This is a genomic window from Mucilaginibacter boryungensis (assembly GCF_015221995.1).
Lineage (GTDB): Bacteria > Bacteroidota > Bacteroidia > Sphingobacteriales > Sphingobacteriaceae > Mucilaginibacter > Mucilaginibacter boryungensis.
Genome location: NZ_JADFFM010000002.1, coordinates 840,299 through 859,625 on the forward strand (window position 1 = coordinate 840,299; position 19,327 = coordinate 859,625).

18 protein-coding genes are annotated in these 19,327 nt (G+C 42.3%); 13 read left to right on the plus strand and 5 right to left on the minus strand.

The window, feature by feature from the left end; translation table 11 throughout:
• Positions 1-5: 5 nt before the first annotated feature.
• The 3 genes from IRJ18_RS16645 (at position 6) to IRJ18_RS16655 (ending at position 4,562) form a co-directional block, all read left to right on the plus strand.
• Positions 6-941, plus strand: coding sequence for a hydrogen peroxide-inducible genes activator (locus tag IRJ18_RS16645; RefSeq protein ID WP_194107433.1), 936 nt, complete (start codon positions 6-8; stop codon positions 939-941).
• Positions 942-1,025: 84 nt separating this feature from the next.
• Entirely contained in the window at positions 1,026-3,410 is a 2,385-nt protein-coding gene (locus IRJ18_RS16650) for a TonB-dependent receptor (RefSeq protein ID WP_194107434.1), read from the plus strand.
• Between the two features lie 3 nt (positions 3,411-3,413).
• The gene (locus IRJ18_RS16655) at positions 3,414-4,562 is read left to right on the plus strand and encodes a PepSY-associated TM helix domain-containing protein (RefSeq protein ID WP_194107435.1); all 1,149 of its coding nucleotides are present in this window, start codon (positions 3,414-3,416) and stop codon (positions 4,560-4,562) included.
• A 45-nt stretch (positions 4,563-4,607) separates the two neighbouring features.
• On the opposite strand, the gene IRJ18_RS16660 is transcribed toward IRJ18_RS16655, so the two are convergent.
• Positions 4,608-5,492, minus strand: coding sequence for a UbiA family prenyltransferase (locus IRJ18_RS16660; protein WP_194107436.1), 885 nt, complete (start codon positions 5,490-5,492; stop codon positions 4,608-4,610).
• Positions 5,493-5,556: 64 nt separating this feature from the next.
• On the opposite strand from IRJ18_RS16660, the gene IRJ18_RS16665 reads away from it, so the two are divergent.
• From IRJ18_RS16665 to IRJ18_RS16700, 8 genes are read left to right on the plus strand one after another with little or no spacing between them, the layout of a single operon-like run.
• Complete coding sequence (locus tag IRJ18_RS16665) at positions 5,557-6,093, plus strand: YceI family protein (protein WP_194107437.1); 537 nt, start codon at positions 5,557-5,559, stop codon at positions 6,091-6,093.
• 5 nt (positions 6,094-6,098) lie between these two features.
• Entirely contained in the window at positions 6,099-7,217 is a 1,119-nt protein-coding gene (locus IRJ18_RS16670) for a type III polyketide synthase (protein WP_194107438.1), read from the plus strand.
• On the plus strand, positions 7,214-8,338 hold the full coding sequence (locus IRJ18_RS16675) for an NAD(P)/FAD-dependent oxidoreductase (RefSeq protein ID WP_194107439.1): 1,125 nt from the start codon (positions 7,214-7,216) through the stop codon (positions 8,336-8,338). Before IRJ18_RS16670 ends, IRJ18_RS16675 begins: the two co-directional genes overlap by 4 nt.
• Positions 8,338-9,030: a methyltransferase domain-containing protein gene (locus tag IRJ18_RS16680; RefSeq protein WP_228072910.1), complete on the plus strand. Its 693-nt coding sequence runs from the start codon at positions 8,338-8,340 to the stop codon at positions 9,028-9,030. Before IRJ18_RS16675 ends, IRJ18_RS16680 begins: the two co-directional genes overlap by 1 nt.
• Positions 9,031-9,042: 12 nt before the next feature.
• Positions 9,043-10,107, plus strand: a complete 1,065-nt coding sequence (locus IRJ18_RS16685; protein WP_194107440.1) for a sensor histidine kinase — start codon at positions 9,043-9,045, stop codon at positions 10,105-10,107.
• 47 nt (positions 10,108-10,154) lie between these two features.
• Positions 10,155-10,805 carry a DUF47 domain-containing protein gene (locus IRJ18_RS16690; RefSeq protein WP_194107441.1) on the plus strand — a complete coding sequence of 217 codons (651 nt, stop codon included), beginning with the start codon at positions 10,155-10,157 and terminating at the stop codon, positions 10,803-10,805.
• A 22-nt stretch (positions 10,806-10,827) separates the two neighbouring features.
• Positions 10,828-11,838 carry an inorganic phosphate transporter gene (locus tag IRJ18_RS16695; RefSeq protein ID WP_194107442.1) on the plus strand — a complete coding sequence of 337 codons (1,011 nt, stop codon included), beginning with the start codon at positions 10,828-10,830 and terminating at the stop codon, positions 11,836-11,838.
• Between the two features lie 46 nt (positions 11,839-11,884).
• A complete protein-coding gene (locus IRJ18_RS16700; RefSeq protein WP_194107443.1) occupies positions 11,885-12,577 on the plus strand; it encodes a DUF4197 domain-containing protein in 693 nt (230 codons plus the stop codon).
• 102 nt (positions 12,578-12,679) lie between these two features.
• Here IRJ18_RS16700 and IRJ18_RS16705 read toward each other — a convergent pair whose 3' ends face one another.
• The 4 genes from IRJ18_RS16705 to IRJ18_RS16720 all read right to left on the minus strand — a co-directional run bounded on the left by IRJ18_RS16705 (position 12,680) and on the right by IRJ18_RS16720 (position 16,867).
• Positions 12,680-12,901, minus strand: coding sequence for a hypothetical protein (locus IRJ18_RS16705; RefSeq protein WP_194107444.1), 222 nt, complete (start codon positions 12,899-12,901; stop codon positions 12,680-12,682).
• Positions 12,902-12,965: 64 nt separating this feature from the next.
• Positions 12,966-14,327 carry an energy transducer TonB gene (locus IRJ18_RS21235; protein ID WP_194107445.1) on the minus strand — a complete coding sequence of 454 codons (1,362 nt, stop codon included), beginning with the start codon at positions 14,325-14,327 and terminating at the stop codon, positions 12,966-12,968.
• Positions 14,317-14,889 carry an RNA polymerase sigma factor gene (locus IRJ18_RS16715; RefSeq protein WP_194107446.1) on the minus strand — a complete coding sequence of 191 codons (573 nt, stop codon included), beginning with the start codon at positions 14,887-14,889 and terminating at the stop codon, positions 14,317-14,319. The genes IRJ18_RS21235 and IRJ18_RS16715 overlap by 11 nt, the downstream gene beginning before the upstream one ends.
• 241 nt (positions 14,890-15,130) lie before the next feature.
• The gene (locus tag IRJ18_RS16720) at positions 15,131-16,867 is read right to left on the minus strand and encodes a glycoside hydrolase family 28 protein (protein WP_194107447.1); all 1,737 of its coding nucleotides are present in this window, start codon (positions 16,865-16,867) and stop codon (positions 15,131-15,133) included.
• Positions 16,868-17,075: 208 nt separating this feature from the next.
• Here IRJ18_RS16720 and IRJ18_RS16725 point away from each other — a divergent pair, with 208 nt between their 5' ends.
• Positions 17,076-18,008 carry an AraC family transcriptional regulator gene (locus IRJ18_RS16725; RefSeq protein WP_194107448.1) on the plus strand — a complete coding sequence of 311 codons (933 nt, stop codon included), beginning with the start codon at positions 17,076-17,078 and terminating at the stop codon, positions 18,006-18,008.
• A 93-nt stretch (positions 18,009-18,101) separates the two neighbouring features.
• Complete coding sequence (locus tag IRJ18_RS16730) at positions 18,102-19,316, plus strand: glycoside hydrolase family 88/105 protein (RefSeq protein WP_194107449.1); 1,215 nt, start codon at positions 18,102-18,104, stop codon at positions 19,314-19,316.
• Positions 19,317-19,327: the final 11 nt, after the last annotated feature.

Genomic DNA, 19,327 nt, shown 5'->3' on the forward strand with positions numbered 1-19,327 from the left:
ATGTTATGACACTTGTACAATTGGAATATGCCGTTGCCGTTGATACTTACCGCAACTTTGTATTAGCAGCTGAAAAATGTTTTGTAACACAACCCACCCTAAGTATGCAATTGCAAAAACTGGAAGATACCTTAGGCGTGAAGATATTTGACCGCAGCAAGCAACCAGTTGTGCCAACTGAAATTGGTATAGAAATTATTGCCCAAGCCCGTGTGCTGCTGGCAGAAAGCCAGAAAATAAAAGAAATTGTAAGTGACAGACAGAAAGAGTTGTCGGGTGAGTTAAAGATTGGGATCATTCCAACGGTATCGCCTTACCTGTTGCCCCGGATTATAACTAAATTTATTGATAAATATCCGCAAGTGAAGCTGATGGTTTGGGAACAAACAACAGAGCAGATCATCCAGCAGTTGAAATTAGGGCTGATTGATTGCGGAATATTGAGCACTCCCCTAAACGAGGCCAACTTAACCGAGATACCTGTGTTTTATGAAAACTTTGTAGCCTATACATCCAAAACCAGCAAACTTTTTAAAAAGAAACACATTGTACCCGACGATATTGACCCCGAGGAAATATGGGTGCTAAACGAGGGGCATTGTATGCGCGAGCAGGTGTTGAACATTTGCCAGCGTAGAAAAACCACACAAAGCTTCCTTCATTTTGAATACAATACCGGCAGTGTAGAAACATTAAAGCGCATGGTCGATCAAAATAATGGCGCTACTATACTGCCAGAACTGGCCCTATCTGAATTATCTGACAAACAATTGGACCGGGTACGCTATTTTAAATCGCCCGAGCCGGCACGTGAGGTAAGCCTGGTTATTCAGCGCAATTTCCTAAAACGCAGAATGATTGAAGCCCTAAAAACAGAAATATTGGAGTTTGTCCCCAAACGAATGCGTTCACGCAAAAAGAAGGAAATCATAGACATTTAATTATTTAGAATAATTATAAATAAAGTTTGCAAAAGTGAAATTTAGCTTTATTTTTGTCACTGTTTATAATTAGTCTAAATAATAATGAAACTCACCCTACTCTATCTTTCAATTTTAACAGTGTGTATTACCAACGTTTTTGCGCAGCAAAATAGTGGTATTAAAGGCACTGTAACCAACAATAATGCAAGGCCGGTTGAAGCTGCTACCATCGGCATAAAAAATACCGCTCTTGGCACTATAACTAATACCGACGGCAAATTTGAATTCAATAAATTAAAACCTGGCCACTATACGCTACATGTATCAGCTGTTGGCTACTTTCCCCAAGAAAAGCAGATCACTGTACCGACTGGTACTACCGATGTAGTTGATTTTATATTAAAAGAAAATGCCAGTCACCTGAATGAAGTAGGTATTACCGGTCGTCGTCAAAAATATAAGGTCGATCAATCATCGCAAAGCCTGCGCCTGAACGAGCCATTGCTACAGGTGCCACAAAATATACAGGTGGTAACCTCGCAAATATTAGCCGACCAGCAAGTAATTAGCATGAGCGATGGCTTGATCCGGAATGTGAGCGGTGCTGTGCGCCTGGAGCACTGGGGAGACCTGTACACCAACATTACCATGCGTGGTTCGCAAATACAAGCATTCCGTAATGGCTTTAATGTGGTGGGCTCGTACTGGGGGCCGCTTACCGAAGATATGAGTTTTGTAGACCACATCGAGTTTGTAAAAGGGCCGGCCGGGTTCCTGTTATCTAACGGCGACCCAAGTGGCTTATATAACGTAGTTACTAAAAAGCCTACAGGCCAACCCAAAGGCGAAGTTAGCTTCACCACGGGCAGCTTTAACCTTAACCGTGCCACGCTTGATTTAGATGGCAAATTGAGTAAAGACGGTAAATTACTATACCGCTTCGATCTTTCGGCACAAAACAAAGGTTCATTCCGCCCAAACGAGTTTAATGACCGGTATGCCATAGCTCCTGTAATTTCCTACCAGATTGACGATAAGACCAAACTAACAGCCGAATATGTTTACCAGCGTGCGCATATGTCGGATGTTGGTTCGTATTATGTATTCAGTCCGAAAGGCTACGCTGTACTACCGCGGGATTTCACTCAAACGCCAGCCGGTCTGCCGCCAACTAACATTAATGACCACAGCGTTACTTTAAACTTGCAGCATCAGTTAGCCGATAATTGGAAATTGACAGCCCAGGCAGCCCGTTACAATTATTCGCAATTAGGCACTTCCATGTGGGCTGATACCGTATTTGCCGATGGCCGATACGTGCGTAACGCGGGTATTTGGGAGGCCGAAAGCAGCATGTCGTTAGCCCAGGTGTTTATTAATGGTAAAGTAACCACTGGCAGCATTGTACATAAATTATTGGGCGGTATAGATATGGCCGACAAAAAATATGTTGCTGACTATGCCCAAACCAAATCATTGGATACCAAGGCAGCGCCGTTTAACCCATATGAGGAGGCCTTGCCTACCTTAAATAACCCATCAAATGGCTATCCAACTTTCAATCGAAGCCTAAACCTTGAGGCACGTGCTGCTGCAGGTTACGGGCTGATCAATTCAAATTATTCAAGCTTATATGTGCAGGATGAACTGGGCTTTTTTGATAATAGAGTTAGGTTAACCCTGGCAGGGCGTTATACAACTTTGAAAATGTCGGATTTTAACACCCCTGAACAAGCAAATCATTTTACCCCGCGTGTAGGTTTAAGCGTATCTATAGATGATAAAACCTCGGTATATGGCTTGCACGACCAAACCTTTTTACCACAGGCCGGAAAAGTGAGTGTAGGTAAATTACAGCCATTAACCGGTACCAATACCGAGTTTGGTATTAAGAAAGACTGGGCAGATGGCCGTTGGAACACTACCCTTTCAGTATACCAGATATTAAGGGATAATGAACTGACCGCCGATCCGAATGCTGCGCCAAACTCAGGCTTAAGCATAATATTTGGTCAGAAAAAATCGCAGGGCATAGAATTTGATCTGCGTGGCGAGGTTTTGCCGGGCTTAAATTTAACAGCCAACTACGCGTTAACAGATTCAAAGGTGAACAAAGTAAACCCTGGCGTAACAGGCTTTACTGTTGGACAAATAGTGCCGGGTTATTCAAAACATGTAGCTAATGCCTGGCTAAGCTATAAAATACTTAATGGCGGCCTTAAAGGCACCGGCGTTTCTTTAGGTGGGATGTACCTGGCCGGCCGCCAAACTGATACCTGGAGTGTAGGCCTGGAAGGATTACCTGATTATTTTAAAATGGATGGCGGCCTATTTTGGGAAGATGCAAAAGTGCGCATCACAGCTAATGCCTTTAATCTGTTAGATAAGTATACCTATAGCGGTTCTTATTACTCGTACCTGAATGCTTATTACTGGCAGGCCGATGCCCCGCGTAACTATCGTTTAAGTATTGCTTACCGGTTTTAATAAATGACACGTTTTAAAAAAAACATCTTATTTATACATCGTTGGCTCGGGTTCATCTCCGGGCTGGTGGTGTTTATTGTAAGTATTACCGGCTGTTTATTTGTTTTCCAGGATGAGATACAGGATGCTATACATAGCTATCGCAAAATAGAGGTGCAGCAAAAACCCTATGTCCAACCGTCAGAACTGAAACGCCTGGCCTTACAGCATTACCCAAAAGGGAATCCTGCTTTTATTGCCTATTATGGCCCTGACCGACCAGCGGTGGTGATGACTATTGTGCCTAAATTAGGGACACGCTATATTTACTTAAATCCTTACACGGGTAAATTCTTACATGATGAGGACATTACCAAAAACTTTTTCATCGTAGTTGAATATATACACCTGTATCTGTTATTACCCGACAAAATTGGCCGGTTAGTAGTAGGCATATCGGTAATTGTATTTGTGATATTGCTGATAAGTGGTTTGGTACTTTGGTGGCCTAAGCGCAAAAGTGACCGCAAGCGTAGTTTCAACATTAAATGGAACGGTCGCTGGCGCCGCGTAAATTACGATTTGCATAATGTACTGGGTTTTTACGCCTGTAGCATTGCATTAATATTGGCGCTATCAGGTTTATCCATCGCTTTCGATTGGATGCGTAATGGAATTTACAGCGCCAGTAACCTTTGCCAAAAATATCCTTTGGAAAAACTGGTAGTCAAATCGGATACGCTGCATAAAAATATTGAGACCAAAATCCCCGCGGATGATATGGCGTTTACCTATACCCATCAGCATTCGCCGCTGGCACAAATGTTTTTCATATCCGAGGGGGATAAAAAAGGATCGGGCACAACTACCGTTACCCCTTATTATACCTCCATGCACTATTACCGCAGTGATAGTTACACGTTTGACCAATATAGTGGCAAGTTATTAAAAACAGAACTACAACAGCATAAAAGCCCTGGCCGTAAAATGAATGATGCCAATTATGATATCCATGTAGGCCAGATCATTGGTCTACCGGGAAAAATCATCGCTTTTATAGTTAGCCTTATTTGTGCCAGTTTGCCTGTCACCGGTTTTATAGTATGGTTTGGTAAACGCAAAAAGAAGAAGCGGAACCCCAATATTCGGCATCATAAACTATCAGTGGCCTAAGAAACCAAAGTCCGTCCATGCCTTGACTTGCTACCGATTATACCCCTACCACATCCAAACCAACCAACCAAAATAAGCGATCATGCATCCCGCGCTCAAAAAATTCATGCGCATAGCATTTTGGAAATTAGCATTAGTGTTATCCTGTCCCACTTTGTAAAACCACCAGTTAAAAAATACAAAAATGGGTAAGGTACACCCTAAAAAAGCATAAAATTTGGACAAATTCCCTGTAGGATACCAATAAGCAAACATCAGCACCAAACCAATAGCAAATAATGCCCCGGAAAAGATAAATGATCCTTTATAACCCAGCAGCAAGCTTAACGTTCGGTCTCCTCGGCGGCTGTCCTCATCGTGCTGGTAAACCTGCGTGAGCGGGTAAGATGCCCCTATCAAACACGAACAAATAGCCCCGGCAACAAGCAATTGTGGGGGCCAATGAATAAAAGGGCTTGCTGCTGAGAGGGCAAAATAGGTGCTCCAATAAATAAATGCCCCCTGGAAAAAGAAAACCGTTAGGAAACTGATAATGGGATATTTTTTTAAACGGATAGCGGGGTGGCTATATAGTTTAGACATAGTGCCATAAATAAGCACCGCTACCGCGAAATACCAGCTTACTAATAAACTTAATAAAAAGGCCAGGGCTTCTATTAATAAGGAGAAATAATAGAGGCTGATATCAACCCTGGGTGGCTTTTTTAGTAATCCTATACTCTCTTCATCTTTGTCAAAATAGCTGTTGTAGCCATTGCTGGCAGGAAAAGCAAGGAAATGCCAGATAAAAAACACCAGCCACACTTTACTAAAGTGCATAACGGGAGTCTGACTTAAAGCGAAAAGGAACACGGGAAACAAAAACAATGAAAACACAAACCGCAAGTGCGCTATGGCCGACCGGCTTGGTATCAGTTGTTTCACTTTCATTGTGCTAATGTAAAATACTTATATCACTAATTAATACGTTTCAAATTTTTGTTAAAATAGACCCATGAAGAAGTTTTTTCTATTGATCCTAATTATCGCCACTGCGAATATCGTATCGGCACAAGTAAAATACACGGTAACTAAAGCAAACGTTGCCTTCAAAATAAAAAATATGGGAATTGGCACTGGCGGCACTATTGGCGGCATACAGGCCGATATCAATTTTAGCAAAGACAAACCCGAAACCAGCACTATTACCGCCACAGCCGATGTAAATACCATTAATACCGATAACGATTTGCGCGACAGCCACCTGAAAGGTGATGGTTTTTTTGATGTGGCGAAGTATCCAAAGATCACTATGAAGTCGGTTGCAATAAAACATAAAAGCGGAAACAACTATTTGGGGACTTTTAACGTAACTATTAAAGACAAAACAAAACAGATAGCCGTACCTTTTACTTTTATTGTATATGGCGCCGTGGCCGAATTTAAAGGCAGTTTTAAATTGCAGCGTACCGATTTTGGCGTTGGCGATTCAAGTTTGGTTTTGAGTAACGATGTTACAGTTGATATAGATATACAAACAATAAGTAGTTAGCATACATGAGTAGTTGCATCAGCGCCATAGGTATTGCCAATCCCGCTAATAAATTTAAGCAGCAAAGGATATACCGGTTTATGGCTGATGCATCTGGCCTGGATGAGAATAACCGCGACCGGCTGAAAAGTATTTACGATAATTCGGGGATTGACTACCGCTATTCGGTTATTCCCGATTTTGGTGTTGATACTCCCGAGGAACATACCTTTTTTGCAGCCAACGCCACGCTTGAACCATTTGTAACTACCCAAAGCCGCATGGCTTTATATCAAAAAGAGGCAGTTAATATTGCCGAAGCCGCGATAAGAAATTGCTTTGCGCGTTTTCCTCATAATATCGCGCAGCAAATTACGCACCTTATTACGGTTAGCTGTACAGGTATGTATGCCCCTGGTTTAGATATCGACCTGGTGGGGCGGTTAGGATTAAAAACCACCGTTGAGCGTACCTGTATTAATTTTATGGGCTGCTATGGCGCTATCAATGCCCTTAAAACTGCCGACTATATTTGTCGTGCTGATGCGCACGCCAAAGTGCTGGTGGTAAGTGTTGAATTGTGTACCCTGCACTTCCAGAAAGAGAATACGCTGGATAACTGGGTGGCCAATTCGTTGTTTAGCGATGGCGCTGCGGCGGTGCTGGTTGAGGATACGGCTAACCGCTTAATCGAAGGCACCCACTTAAAACTGAATTATTTTTACTCGGAATTTTTACCTGATGCCCGTAACGAAATGGGCTGGTTTGTGGGTAATACCGGCTTTGAAATGCGCCTGACCAGTAAAGTATCAAAACAAATAAAACGCAACATTAAAGGGGTGACTGATAGGTTATTGCATGGCGCCGAGATAAAAGGCCTGACCCAAATTGATGCCTACGCCATTCATCCTGGTGGCCGCAAAATACTGGAAGCAGTAGAAGAAGCGCTGGAATTGCCTGAAGAAAGTAATGATTTTGCTTATGATGTTTTGCGCAAACATGGCAACATGTCATCGGCTACCATACTTTTTGTACTGCAACGCATACTGGAAAACACGGTTAAAACTAATCAGCAGATATTAAGTTTCGCTTTTGGCCCTGGGCTCACCGTGGAAGGCATGGTGCTGAAAACCCATACCGCATGATTGATGTATTGATCATCGGCGGTGGCTTGGCGGGTTTATTTAATGCCATCCAATTAAACCGTGCAGGTTTACAGGTTACCGTCATCGAAAAAAAATCATATCCCTTTCATCGTGTTTGCGGCGAATATATCAGTAATGAGGTTTTGCCATTTATGAAGAATTTAGGTATTGATGCTAATGAGCTTAACCCTTCGCACATCAATCGCTTAGAGATCACTTCAGCCGGAGGAAAAAGTTTTAAAACAACTTTAGACCTAGGTGGCTTCGGCTTGAGCCGGTACACTTTAGACCATCATCTGTATCAAAAAGCACAGGCAGCCGGGGTGAAATTTATGCTAAACACCCGGGTGGAGGATGTGCGTTTTGTACAAGATCGTTTTGAAGTAGTTATTCCCGGGCAGGTATTAACTGCACCGTTGGTTATTGGTTCGTATGGCAAAAGATCGAACCTTGACCAGAAATTGAAACGCAATTTTTTTTATAAACGTAGCCCGTACCTGGCGGTAAAATTCCATATTAAAGCCGATCTGCCTACCGATTTGATTCAACTTAACAATTATAAGGATGGCTATTGCGGTGTAAGCAAAGTAGAGGGCGACCGCTACTGCATGTGCTACCTGGCCAAACGCGATGACCTGCGCAGGTATGGTTCATTACCCGCATTGGAAGAAAATGTCATCTGCAAAAATCCTTATCTGAAAGAAATATTCGATACTGCCGAGTTTTTACTGGATAAACCTGAGGTGATCAACGAAATATCATTCGAAAAAAAAGCGCCAGTAGAACAACATATATTAATGAGCGGCGATACCGCCGGGATGATTGCGCCACTTTGCGGTAACGGTATGGCCATGGCTATCCATTCCAGCAAGATACTTTCTGATACCATCAAAAAATATTATCAACCCGGAAAATTCAACGCTGCGCAACGTAGCCAATTGGAACAAGCTTACACCCGAGCCTGGGACAAAGAGTTTGCCAGTCGCTTATGGGCCGGCAGGCAAATGCAGCGTATGTTTGGGCGCGATAGTATAACAGGGTTAACTATTACTGCACTGAATAATATTCCTTCGCTGGCTAATTTCCTTATCCGTACATCGCACGGTCAACCTTTTGCATAATGCTGACCCTGAAAACACGATCTGCCGAAGCTGAGGTAATGGATGATTTTGAACTTTCATCTGCCGAGATCGATCCTGTGCTGGCCGGTCTGGGAAAAATGAACAATCTGTTCGGTGCCTATAAAACCCTAATAAAAGCTTTGAAAAATTTTCCGGTAGCGGCAGGCAGTCATATTAGCGATTGGGGCTGCGGCGGGGGTGATACGTTGCGGGAATTACGCCGATGGTCCAACCAGCAAAAGCTTAATTTGCAATTGACCGGGGTTGATGCTGCTGAAGCAGCTGTGAAGTTTGCGTCACAGAACTCTGTCGAGGCGGATATCAATTACATAAAAACCGATGTGTTTAGTGACAGTCTTTACCCCGAGCAATTTGATATTGTATTTTCCGGATTGTTCAGTCACCATTTTGCCGATGAAGAGTGGGTGCGACTGATTAATAAAATGCGCGACTGCTCGACACGTGGTGTAATACTAACCGATTTGCACCGGCATTGGGTTTTATATTACTCGGTTTGGCTTATTACCCATTTATTTACCCGTAATAAAATGGTAAGGATAGACGGGCCGTTATCGGTAAAGCGCAGCTTTAAAAAAGCCGAATTGGTGCGCTTGTTAAAAAAAGCACAAATTGATAACTATAAATTAACATGGGTTTGGCCTTTCCGATGGCTATTAATTATACACAAATAGTAAATTAGCGCTATGAAACTGCGCGTATTGATATTTCTTACCGCTGCTTCGGTAGCTATTACACTATCGGCAGTCAACTATTACTTTCAGCACAAATGGTTCGATGTTGGGGTTACTTTCGGTGTATCATTTGTGATTAGCTTTATTGTTTTTTACTACCTGATAGAACGATACGTATACTCTAAGATCAAACTTATCTATAAACTTATCCACAACCTTAAGCTTGGCCGCGACCTGCGCGATGCACTGGGGGAAACAATTAATAGCGCCGACCCGATTGCCGATGTGGAATTGGAGGTAAAAGCCTGGGCACGGGAGAAAAAAATAGAAATTGACGAATTGCGTAAGCAGGAACAATTTCGCCGCGAGTTTTTGTCCAATATCTCCCATGAATTTAAAACCCCCCTTTTTGCCATACAAGGTTATATTGAAGCCGTACGCGATGACAGGTTTGAGGATAAAGAAATGGCAACCCAGTTCCTGGAAAAAGCTTCAAAAAATGTAGACCGGTTAAGTTATCTTATTAAGGACCTGGATGAAATATCCAAGCTTGAATCGGGCGAAATGCCTATCAATTATACCAAATTTAAAATAAACGATTTGGTACGCGAAGTGCTTGACGAGATGGAAATGAAAGCCAGCCAGCATGACATTAAACTTATTTTTAAGCAAAAGTACGACGACAATATAATGGTTACCGCCGACAGGGAAAAGATACAACAGGTAATGGTTAACCTGATAGACAATTCATTTAAATATGGCAAACAAGGTGGCAATACGTCGGTCAGTATCTTTAACCTGCATGACCAGGTGCTGATAGAAGTTACCGACGACGGTATTGGGATAGAAGAAAAATATCTGCCACGGTTATTCGAACGTTTTTTCCGTACCGAACAAAGCCGGTCACGGCAAATTGGTGGTTCAGGTTTAGGATTAGCTATTGTGAAGCACATTATTGAAGCTCATCAACAAACCATTAATGTGCGCAGCACAGCCGGTTTAGGGTCGACATTTGGATTTACTTTACAAAAAGCAAAACAATTACCGTTCCCGGCTATTCCTGTATTAAATAGTTAACATTAATTTAACATTCATACCTTACCTTTGCCCTACAATCTAATACGATGTCGTTAAACAGCATATTTCAATACTTCGTCCCAAAGGATAAAAAAGTATTTTTCCCCTTATTTGAACAAGCCGCAAACAATGTTGTAGCCATGGCGACCGTATTGGTTGAGGCCGTAAACTCGAACGAAATTGCATCGCGCGAGGAAATGTTTAAGCAAATTGATAAACTGGAAAACAAAGGCGATGAACTGACCCACCAGATATACCTGGAACTCGGTAAAAATTTCATCACCCCGTTTGACAGGGAAGATATTCATTCACTTGCTACCGCAATTGATGACGTAGCCGATTATATACAGGGCTCGGCCAACCGGATGATGCTGTATAATATTGATGAGTATACCGAATCGATAAAAAAACTTTCTGAACTGATATTGCAAGGCAGCGTAGAACTGGAAAAAGCCGTAAGGGAACTGAAAGACCTAAAAAACGTACGCAACATAGCCGATTCATGCATCCGTATAAACAGTGTAGAAAACCAGGCCGATTATGTGTTTGACCGTGCCGTTGCCGACCTGTTTTTATATGAGAAAGATGCGCTGCGCCTGATAAAATACAAAGAAATACTTGCCGCGCTGGAAACCGCTACCGATATGTGCGAAGACGCGGCCAATGTAATGGAATCCATATTAGTTAAAAACGCCTAATCAACACCTGATATATATTTAGATGGTAACTACGCTACTTGTTGTTGTTGTAATACTTGCGGTTGTTTTTGATTTCATTAACGGCTTTCACGATGCGGCTAACTCTATTGCCACTGTAGTATCTACCAAGGTATTAACGCCTTTTCAGGCGGTGTTATGGGCTGCTGCATTTAATTTCCTGGCCTACTTTTTAATTAAAGACCATAAGGTGGCTAACACCATTGCCAAAACCGTGCACGAACATTTTATTACCATGCATGTGATACTGGCCGGCCTGGTTGCCGCCATTACCTGGAACCTGATCACATGGTGGTTTGGTATCCCATCCAGCTCATCGCACACACTAATAGGTGGCTTTGCCGGTGCCGGTATGACCAATGCCCTTTACATGGGTTCGGGTGCACTGACAGCGGTCAACATAAACTCTATTTTAACTATTGTTGCTTATATATTTCTGGCGCCATTTATAGGTTTAATTATTGCTTATGCAATAACCATTATTATCCTCCATGTTTGCAAAAATGCCCGGCCATCCGTTGCCGAACGTTGGTTTAAAGGGTTGCAACTGATATCATCTGGTGCCCTAAGCTTTGCCCACGGTGGTAACGATGCGCAAAAGGTAATGGGTATTATCTACGTAGCCTTGTTCACCTCAGGCATTATTAAAAATGGCGCTGCCATGCCCGAATGGATCCCGCTGATCTGTTATTCAGCCATAGCATTAGGTACTATGTCGGGTGGTTGGAAGATCGTTAAAACTATGGGTACTAAAATTACCAAGGTAACCCCGCTGGAAGGCGTTAGTGCTGAAACTGCCGGTGCAATTACACTATTTATTACCGAACGTTTCGGTATCCCGGTATCAACCACGCATACCATTACTGGTTCAATTATCGGTGTAGGTTTAACCAAACGGGTATCGGCTGTGCGTTGGGGCGTAACCATCAACCTAATATGGGCTTGGGTAATTACTATCCCAATTTCAGCTTTATTGGCTGCCGCTGTATTTGCTATAATGCATGCTATAGGCTAAAATCACAATACTTTTTTTACTAATGGCTTTTGTGTAGTTTTAGCCTATGAAAAAAGCGGCCATATTTTTAGCTCTTATATTTACTGTTTTAGTAAGCAACGCCCAATCTAAACTTATCCCAACCAACCTTGATATTGGAAATGCCCTTAAGCAGGCCTTAGAGCAGGGCACCGGAAAAAGCAGCGATCGATTATCGGCCGTTGATGGCTTTTTTGGCAATGCTGCCATAAAAATACTGTTCCCGCCCGAAGCACAAAAAGCAGAGAAAACATTGCGAGCATTAGGTTTTAATAAATTGTGCGATGATGTGATCCTGTCGCTTAATCGTGCTGCCGAGGGTGCGGCAAAAGAAGCAAAACCCATTTTTATCAATGCCATAAAGCAAATGACGTTGCAGGATGTCAGTAATATTTTGCTGGGTAAACAGGATGCTGCTACCGAATATTTTAAACGAACCACTACCGTACAACTGTCTGCTAAATTTAAACCCGTAGTACAGGTAAGTCTCGACCAGGCAGGGGCCACAAGATATTATACTAATGCTGCTACCACGTTTAACAAAATACCATTTGTTAGGAAGATCAATCCTGATATCAGCGATTATGTAACGCAAAAGGCGATAGACGGCCTATTTGTCGAAATTGCCAAAGAAGAGCTAAACATTAGGCAAAACTTGTCTGCACGCACAACTCCGTTAATGAAAAAAGTATTCTCTTTCGCCGATGGGTTTAAGAAATAGGGAAAATATATCGCGTCATCCCGAATTTGTTTCGGGGTTTCATCAAGCAAGTTTCAAATAGTATAGGCTGACGGATAAGTCCGGCATGAGGAATGTGGGGTATCATCGCTCATATCCATCCTTCACATGCTGACTAATGTACGTACTTAAGCCCTGGCCTGCTTTAGCCAGCTTTTTCATTTCTTTTACATGTTGGGCCCCGGCGCTTGCATGGGAATAAATGTAAGGCTCATCCCTGTCTACAAATTTTACCGCTATATAATCTTTACCAATTTGATAGGCAACCACACCTGAATTGCCTGCCGCATTTCCATAAGGTATCATAACTTATAAACAAAAAAACAGCGATGAGTTTTTTAACTATCGCTGCTCCTTTTGCTCCATCCGCTTATTCTTTTCTGAATTTTATTCTCAGCTTAACCGTTTTCGGTTTGCCGCTGGCATCGGCTTCCCAGGGTGGGCCTTCTTTAACCAAATCTATAGCCCGCTTATTGGTTGCATCGTTCAGGCCCTTAATAATTTTAAAATCGCTTAATGCGCCTTTTTCACCAACTATAAATGATACGCGTACAACGCCGGTCTTACCATCATCAGCAATAGCTGCTTTCCTAAGGTACTTATCATAACTATCCCAGCCCATTCGCGGGTGTGCTTCTTCAATTGGTTCTTCAGCTTTTGCCTGTCCGTAATTAGTTACTACAACCTCTGAAAGTGATTTAGTATTAGGTTGTAGTTTAATACTCAAACTGTCATTACTTTTGGCGGTTACACGTTTACTCTCAAACCCTATATAATTAATACTAAGTGTAGTATTACCCGTAGCAGGCAAAGAAAACTTGCCATTTACATCCGTCTGTGTACCCTTTTGCGTACCTACAACCTGTACGTTTACACCTGGTAAAGGCAGGCCAAGTTCATCCATAACACGCCCGCTTATTTTATTAGGGGTAGTTACTTCAACCCCCTCTACTTTATTTTTAAGGGTTTGGTTGGTAACGGCAGATACACTTGATGTACTAAGTTGCTTTGCAAGAGCCTGGCGCCCCGGGACGGTTATCTCCTTTAACACGGTACTATCATTAGCTGTAGGTTCGGCTGAACGTGCAGCGGGCTTTACGTAGCCATATACCACCTGCTCATTTTCTCTGGCATCGGCGGGGAGTTTTTTGGCATTAACTTCAGTAACTTGTTTATCCTGGGTTGCAGCGAGTGCAATCTCTGTATTAACCACCGGGTTTGCCATGCGGCTATCATTTGTACCCTGTTCGCTAACTGAACCATCCGCAGGTTTTATTTCCGCCTGCCGCGATTTTTTTATAACCTGCGGACTTATCGCTGCTATATTATTATCGGCAGTAAGTTTTGGCGCAGTATCGGATTTAGTTAACACATGATCGACCGGCGGAGGTGTTTTTGCCACTAATTGTTCCTGTTTCAATTGTGGTGTTTTAGTGCCGGGCCAAAGCAAATAAGCAATGCCTAATATCAGCACCAGCGATGCTGCTATAGAAATATATTTCCACGGCACCATACGGCGTATTTTGGCCTGGTTTATTCTTTGCTGTAAAAGGTTATCTAATGCTGCAAGGTTAGGTTGCTGATCTGTGCCTGCATTCTCATAGCCGGCAATCGCATCCATCAAAAACGGATCGTCCTGCGCCTCGCGCTCCAGTTGGTGCATGGCACGGGCATCAAGTTCTCCGTTAAGATACTTCCTGATATGCGATATGTCCGTTTTTTTAGCGCTCACTGTGTTTTTCCAGGCAAATTTTCAAGTTACGTTTGCCATTTTGTATATAGCTTTTAACTTCATTTAAAGTATAGCCGGTTTGCTCGGATATTTCCTTATAACACTTATCCTTATAATAAAACAAGTTAACACTTTCCTTTTGCGCTGCGGGTAGTTTTTCCATACAACGCTCCAATTGTTTCATCGTTTCTTCCTTATCCTCATCCTCAGGATGCAAAACGAACGTATTTTCCATAACATCGTCCATACTCACCACATCCATTTTCTTTTCCGACCGCAATTGCATCAGGCAATAGTTTCGCGTAAGTACATAAAGCCAACCTCTAAATTGTTTTATTTCATGCCGGCTAACCTTGTCTATCAACTCTTCAAATATCTGCATTACAGCGTCTTTACACTGCTCCTCATCCTTTAAATATTTTAGGCAAACCCCATAAACCAGACCCATATAAGGCTGATAGAGTTTTCCCAGCACAGCCAGATCGCCGTTTGCACGGTAGCTGTTCAGCAGTTTTAAGTCTGCTGATTCATCATATTTAACAGTAGGCCGGAATACACTCATTTATCGGCATCAAAATAAATTTTTTAAATGGTTTATGAAAATATGTTTGCTGTAACTGAAACCGGGTCCGCCCGAAGTTTGTGAAGTTAATGGAGAGCGCAAAATTATTGACGAAGAACGAACTGAAAAAGAATTAAATCTAATACTAACAGATAAGGCCCGGTTTCGGGCCTATCTGTTGGGTGGTTTTGCAAGCTATTCTGAGTGATCTCTTCTTGCAAGAATAGTCATTGGATTATTTTTAAACACGCCAGGTTACGCATAATGGTTTTGCGCCCCGTTCAAAGCTTAAAGTTTTTTCGGCAGGGGATATGTCGCCGCCATCTATTTTGATTCGCTTGTTGGTTGTTCCTTCAACTTGTAAAAATAATTTAGCAGTTCCCTCCAATCGTATCGCAGTCATTAATACGGCGCTAGTATCGGTTATGCGCACTACTGCTTCGGCCTCCCTACTACCTTGTATATTTAAGCCATTCAAGGCAGCATTATCTACGTGATCAAAAACCATGGCCGGACGAAGATCGTCGGCATTCAGACTAAGACTAACATTATTAAGTATCAGCCCGCGCACATTGCGTGCGTAAATACCGTAAGCCGGCGGAACGCCGATCTGATAGTATTCGCCAGCTACTTTTGGCACGTCCCTTACTGCACCTTGTTCAGCCGTGCCGCCACCCGGATAAGTGATATGTACATCACTGAACGTAATTTTTTCCATGTAAATGTCATCCATTGCGTTTAACGTTACACATGAAAAGATTTCGCCGGGATTATAATTGCTTGGGAAAGAAGCATCCCTAAGTGGTACCGGTTTTACTACAGTTGCAGTAATACCTCTGAATGAAATATTGCGGACTACACCCGGAGGTTTGTTTGTTGCTGTTGTAGATGATGATGATTGTACGCCAAGCCCGATAGAGACTGGACCTGTTACATCTTGCATGACGATATTTGAAAATGATATATTTTCAAACCGCGAACCAGGGCCACAGCGCATTTTAATGGGACAACCATATGTTTCATAGATCAGGCAGTTAGATATCGTAATATTTTCAGCCACACCCCCGCCAAAACGAAATACAGACCAGCGCGTGCTGAACGTACAATTAGTGATGGTAATAAACTGACAGCTGCCAAATAAAGCACAAGCATCATCCTGGCTTTGTACGTCGCAATTAGACACATGCGCATAACGGCAACTGATGAAGTGAAAACCATCATTATTATTGACCACCCGGCCCCTGATATGTAAGCCTTCCATCTTGATAAATTCACTTTGAATAACCCTAACGGAATGAAATGCGCTGTTTAACAGATAAATGTCCCTTACGGTAAGATTGTTGCATTGGTAAAATAATAAATGGTAAGGGCGGTGTGGCCCCGAAATGCCCGCAGGCGGTAAAACACCTTTAGCCGGGCTCCTGAATTGCGCGCCCTGGCCATCAATCGTGCCGGGACCGTCAATTGTAATATTATCTGCTTTAACGGCATATAACAAGCCAACATTGCCATCATTAAGTGTAGAATCGCCGGTTAGGGGAATAGCGTCGGCTGCGTGATATTGCTTGCCATCGACAGTGCCTAAAAGGGTGCCCTGCGCCGCTATATATAACCGCACATTACTTTTAAGTTCAATTGTACCAATAACAAATGTTCCGGCAGGTACCAATACCGTACCGCCAAGATCTTTATTACAGGCATTAATAGCATTTTGAACGGCTATAGTGTCCAGCGTTTTGCCGTCACCTTTCGCGCCGAAATCTCTTATATTATAGATTCGGGTTCCTAAAGTATGGTCATTGTCAGCAGCTGGTTTTAAATTAACGCCTAACGATGGCTGGTTATTAATAAAACTTAAACCTAAAGTGGCACCTAACGCAGGCCAGGATACACTATTTAACCACTTGCGCCTTGATAAGGCAACGGTTTCTGATTGATCGGCCCCTTGCCCTTCTCCGGCTTTAATTTTTGTTTTCATTTTCAGATGGTTATATAAATTATTAAACCTAAGCCATACAAAAATATCAGCAACAGATAAATTAATGTGCGCTGAATTAACTTCTTATACAATCTATTTGTCCCATGGACAGTGATTATTTAATAAAAAAATGTAACTGCATAGCCCCTTTATAGGTACATGTATTGTCTTTAATATATCCGTTTAGGATAATATCTGTTTGCCAAGCATGAAACCCGCATTACTTAAAATTGCTACCGATACCAAAAGTACTTTTCATGTCCGGCGTGAAACATCGCCGTCGAATAATAATAAATGGCATTATCACCTGGAAATAGAAATAGTTTATTTTAAAAAAGGGAGCGGAACCCAATTTGCTGGCGATCATATCAGTCGGTTTATGCCAGGAGATATCACAATAGTGGGTGCGGGCTTGCCTCATTATTGGCGCTTTGATAACTCATATATAGGAAGCGAACCGGCACAACAAGCCGATATAATTGTAGTACATTTTTTAGAAGATTGCTTCGGGAGCAGATTTTTGGATTTGGTAGAAAATAAAACGATTAACCAAATGCTGCAGCGGGCCCGTCGTGGTTTGGCAGTTAAAAATGAAGAAAAGAAGTTGGTTGCCATATTGATGGAACGCTTGACAGAGAGTGAGGGCCCTGAAAAAATAATATGGTTATTGAAAATTTTGCAAACAATTGCCAATAGTAAGCAGGTTAATACCTTGTCTTCTATGGGATTTAAATATAAATTTAACGAAGAAGAGTGCGAACGGATTAACGCTATTTATCAGTATTCGTTCGCTCATTTTCGGAATAAGATTTTTTTAGAAGAGATAGCCGAAGTAGCCCATATCTGCCCCAATTCGTTTTGCCGGTATTTTAAATCAATGACTCATAAAACCTATTCCCGGTTTATACTTGAAATTAAAATAGGGAATGCCTGTAATTTATTAATAGAAAGCGAGTTCAAAATAGGGCAAATCGGGCTGGAATGCGGCTTTAACAGATCGTCTACTTTTTACAAATATTTTAAAAAGATAACCGGTAAAAGTCCGGCCACATATAAAAAGCTTTATACCGGCCAGTTGAAAGAAATGCCCCCCGAACAGGCACCCGAAAGGTACTATGAACCGATAAGTCTATATTCATAAAAAAAGCAAATAATACTAGCAACGCCGGGATAAAGGTAATTCCCTGAATAAGCCATATAATGCCATAACAAACTAATAATCAATTTTAAACCCATGAAATATTTATCCTTATTTTTTTTAATGAGCTATGCATTATGTTCATTTGGTCAAACCCCTGTTAATACCGAAGAGGTCGTTCGCCGGGTAGCCGATAATATAATCAAAAACACCTCATTCCAGTTTGTAAATACAAAAACCAACCAAAAGTATGCATCCACAAAGGGGTTGGAGCCTTCAGGCGACATTCATGCCGACAGTCGCTATAATAAATGGGCCTATGTTAATGGCGTGCTTACAACCGGGATGATGCAAATGGCCAATGTGCTGAATGATAAAAAATATGCAGATTACAGCCAGCACAATTTTAACTTCATATTTGATAACCTGCCCTATTTTGAAGCTTTGTATAAAGCTAAAACGCCAAAAGTAGAGTTTGGCCCGGTTTTCAGCATGAGTAACCTCGATGCCTGCGGCGCAATGTCGGCCGGATTAATGGATGTATATAAGATAGATAAACGCCAGGAGTTTAAAGCTTACCTTGACCGTGCAGCCAACTATATTTTACATAAACAACTGCGCCTGGAAGATGGTACACTTTGCCGTCCAGCTCCTCGCCCGAATACCATATGGGCCGATGACCTTTACATGAGTGTGCCATTTTTGGCGCGTATGGGTAAACTAACCGGCGACAGCAAATATTTTGATGATGCCATTAAGCAGGTAGAGCAATTTAATAAATACCTGTACGATTCGAACACCGGCTTGTACTGGCATAATTACTATAGCGATGTGGCTATGAATGGCGTTGGGCACTGGGGCAGGGCCAATGGCTGGCTGGCTGTAGCACAAACCGAATTGCTGAATAATCTACCAGCTAATCATCCCAAACGCGCTGAACTGATCAGGCTTTTACTTCGTCAGATCGTCGGCTTTGCCCGCTACCAGGACCAAAGCGGGTTGTGGCATCAATTGCTGGATAAGCCAGACTCATACCAGGAAACTTCGGTTACCGCTATGTATACTTATGCGGTAGCCAGGGCTGTAAATGAAGGCTGGATCAATCCTAAATATATAGCCATAGCGCGCGAAGGCTGGAAAGGGCTAACCGGCAAAGTTACTGCTGATGGGCAATTGGAAGATGTTTGTATCGGTACCAATATGGACGAGGATATTAAATTTTATTATACCCGGCCTAAAGAACTGAATGATACCCATGGCCTGGGTGCATTTCTGCTGGCAGGGACCGAAATGCTTAAGGCTGAAAAATAAGAACTAAAGTA

Bases quoted from the DNA above. Each gene is read 5' to 3' on its own strand.
- IRJ18_RS16645 (WP_194107433.1), top strand. From the start codon at position 6: ATGACACTTGTACAATTGGAATATGCCGTTGCCGTTGATACTTACCGC.
- IRJ18_RS16650 (WP_194107434.1), top strand. From the start codon at position 1,026: ATGAAACTCACCCTACTCTATCTTTCAATTTTAACAGTGTGTATTACC.
- IRJ18_RS16655 (WP_194107435.1), top strand. From the start codon at position 3,414: ATGACACGTTTTAAAAAAAACATCTTATTTATACATCGTTGGCTCGGG.
- IRJ18_RS16660 (WP_194107436.1), bottom strand. From the start codon at position 5,492: ATGAAAGTGAAACAACTGATACCAAGCCGGTCGGCCATAGCGCACTTG.
- IRJ18_RS16665 (WP_194107437.1), top strand. From the start codon at position 5,557: ATGAAGAAGTTTTTTCTATTGATCCTAATTATCGCCACTGCGAATATC.
- IRJ18_RS16670 (WP_194107438.1), top strand. From the start codon at position 6,099: ATGAGTAGTTGCATCAGCGCCATAGGTATTGCCAATCCCGCTAATAAA.
- IRJ18_RS16675 (WP_194107439.1), top strand. From the start codon at position 7,214: ATGATTGATGTATTGATCATCGGCGGTGGCTTGGCGGGTTTATTTAAT.
- IRJ18_RS16680 (WP_228072910.1), top strand. From the start codon at position 8,338: ATGCTGACCCTGAAAACACGATCTGCCGAAGCTGAGGTAATGGATGAT.
- IRJ18_RS16685 (WP_194107440.1), top strand. From the start codon at position 9,043: ATGAAACTGCGCGTATTGATATTTCTTACCGCTGCTTCGGTAGCTATT.
- IRJ18_RS16690 (WP_194107441.1), top strand. From the start codon at position 10,155: ATGTCGTTAAACAGCATATTTCAATACTTCGTCCCAAAGGATAAAAAA.
- IRJ18_RS16695 (WP_194107442.1), top strand. From the start codon at position 10,828: ATGGTAACTACGCTACTTGTTGTTGTTGTAATACTTGCGGTTGTTTTT.
- IRJ18_RS16700 (WP_194107443.1), top strand. From the start codon at position 11,885: ATGAAAAAAGCGGCCATATTTTTAGCTCTTATATTTACTGTTTTAGTA.
- IRJ18_RS16705 (WP_194107444.1), bottom strand. From the start codon at position 12,901: ATGATACCTTATGGAAATGCGGCAGGCAATTCAGGTGTGGTTGCCTAT.
- IRJ18_RS16715 (WP_194107446.1), bottom strand. From the start codon at position 14,889: ATGAGTGTATTCCGGCCTACTGTTAAATATGATGAATCAGCAGACTTA.
- IRJ18_RS16720 (WP_194107447.1), bottom strand. From the start codon at position 16,867: ATGAAAACAAAAATTAAAGCCGGAGAAGGGCAAGGGGCCGATCAATCA.
- IRJ18_RS16725 (WP_194107448.1), top strand. From the start codon at position 17,076: ATGAAACCCGCATTACTTAAAATTGCTACCGATACCAAAAGTACTTTT.
- IRJ18_RS16730 (WP_194107449.1), top strand. From the start codon at position 18,102: ATGAAATATTTATCCTTATTTTTTTTAATGAGCTATGCATTATGTTCA.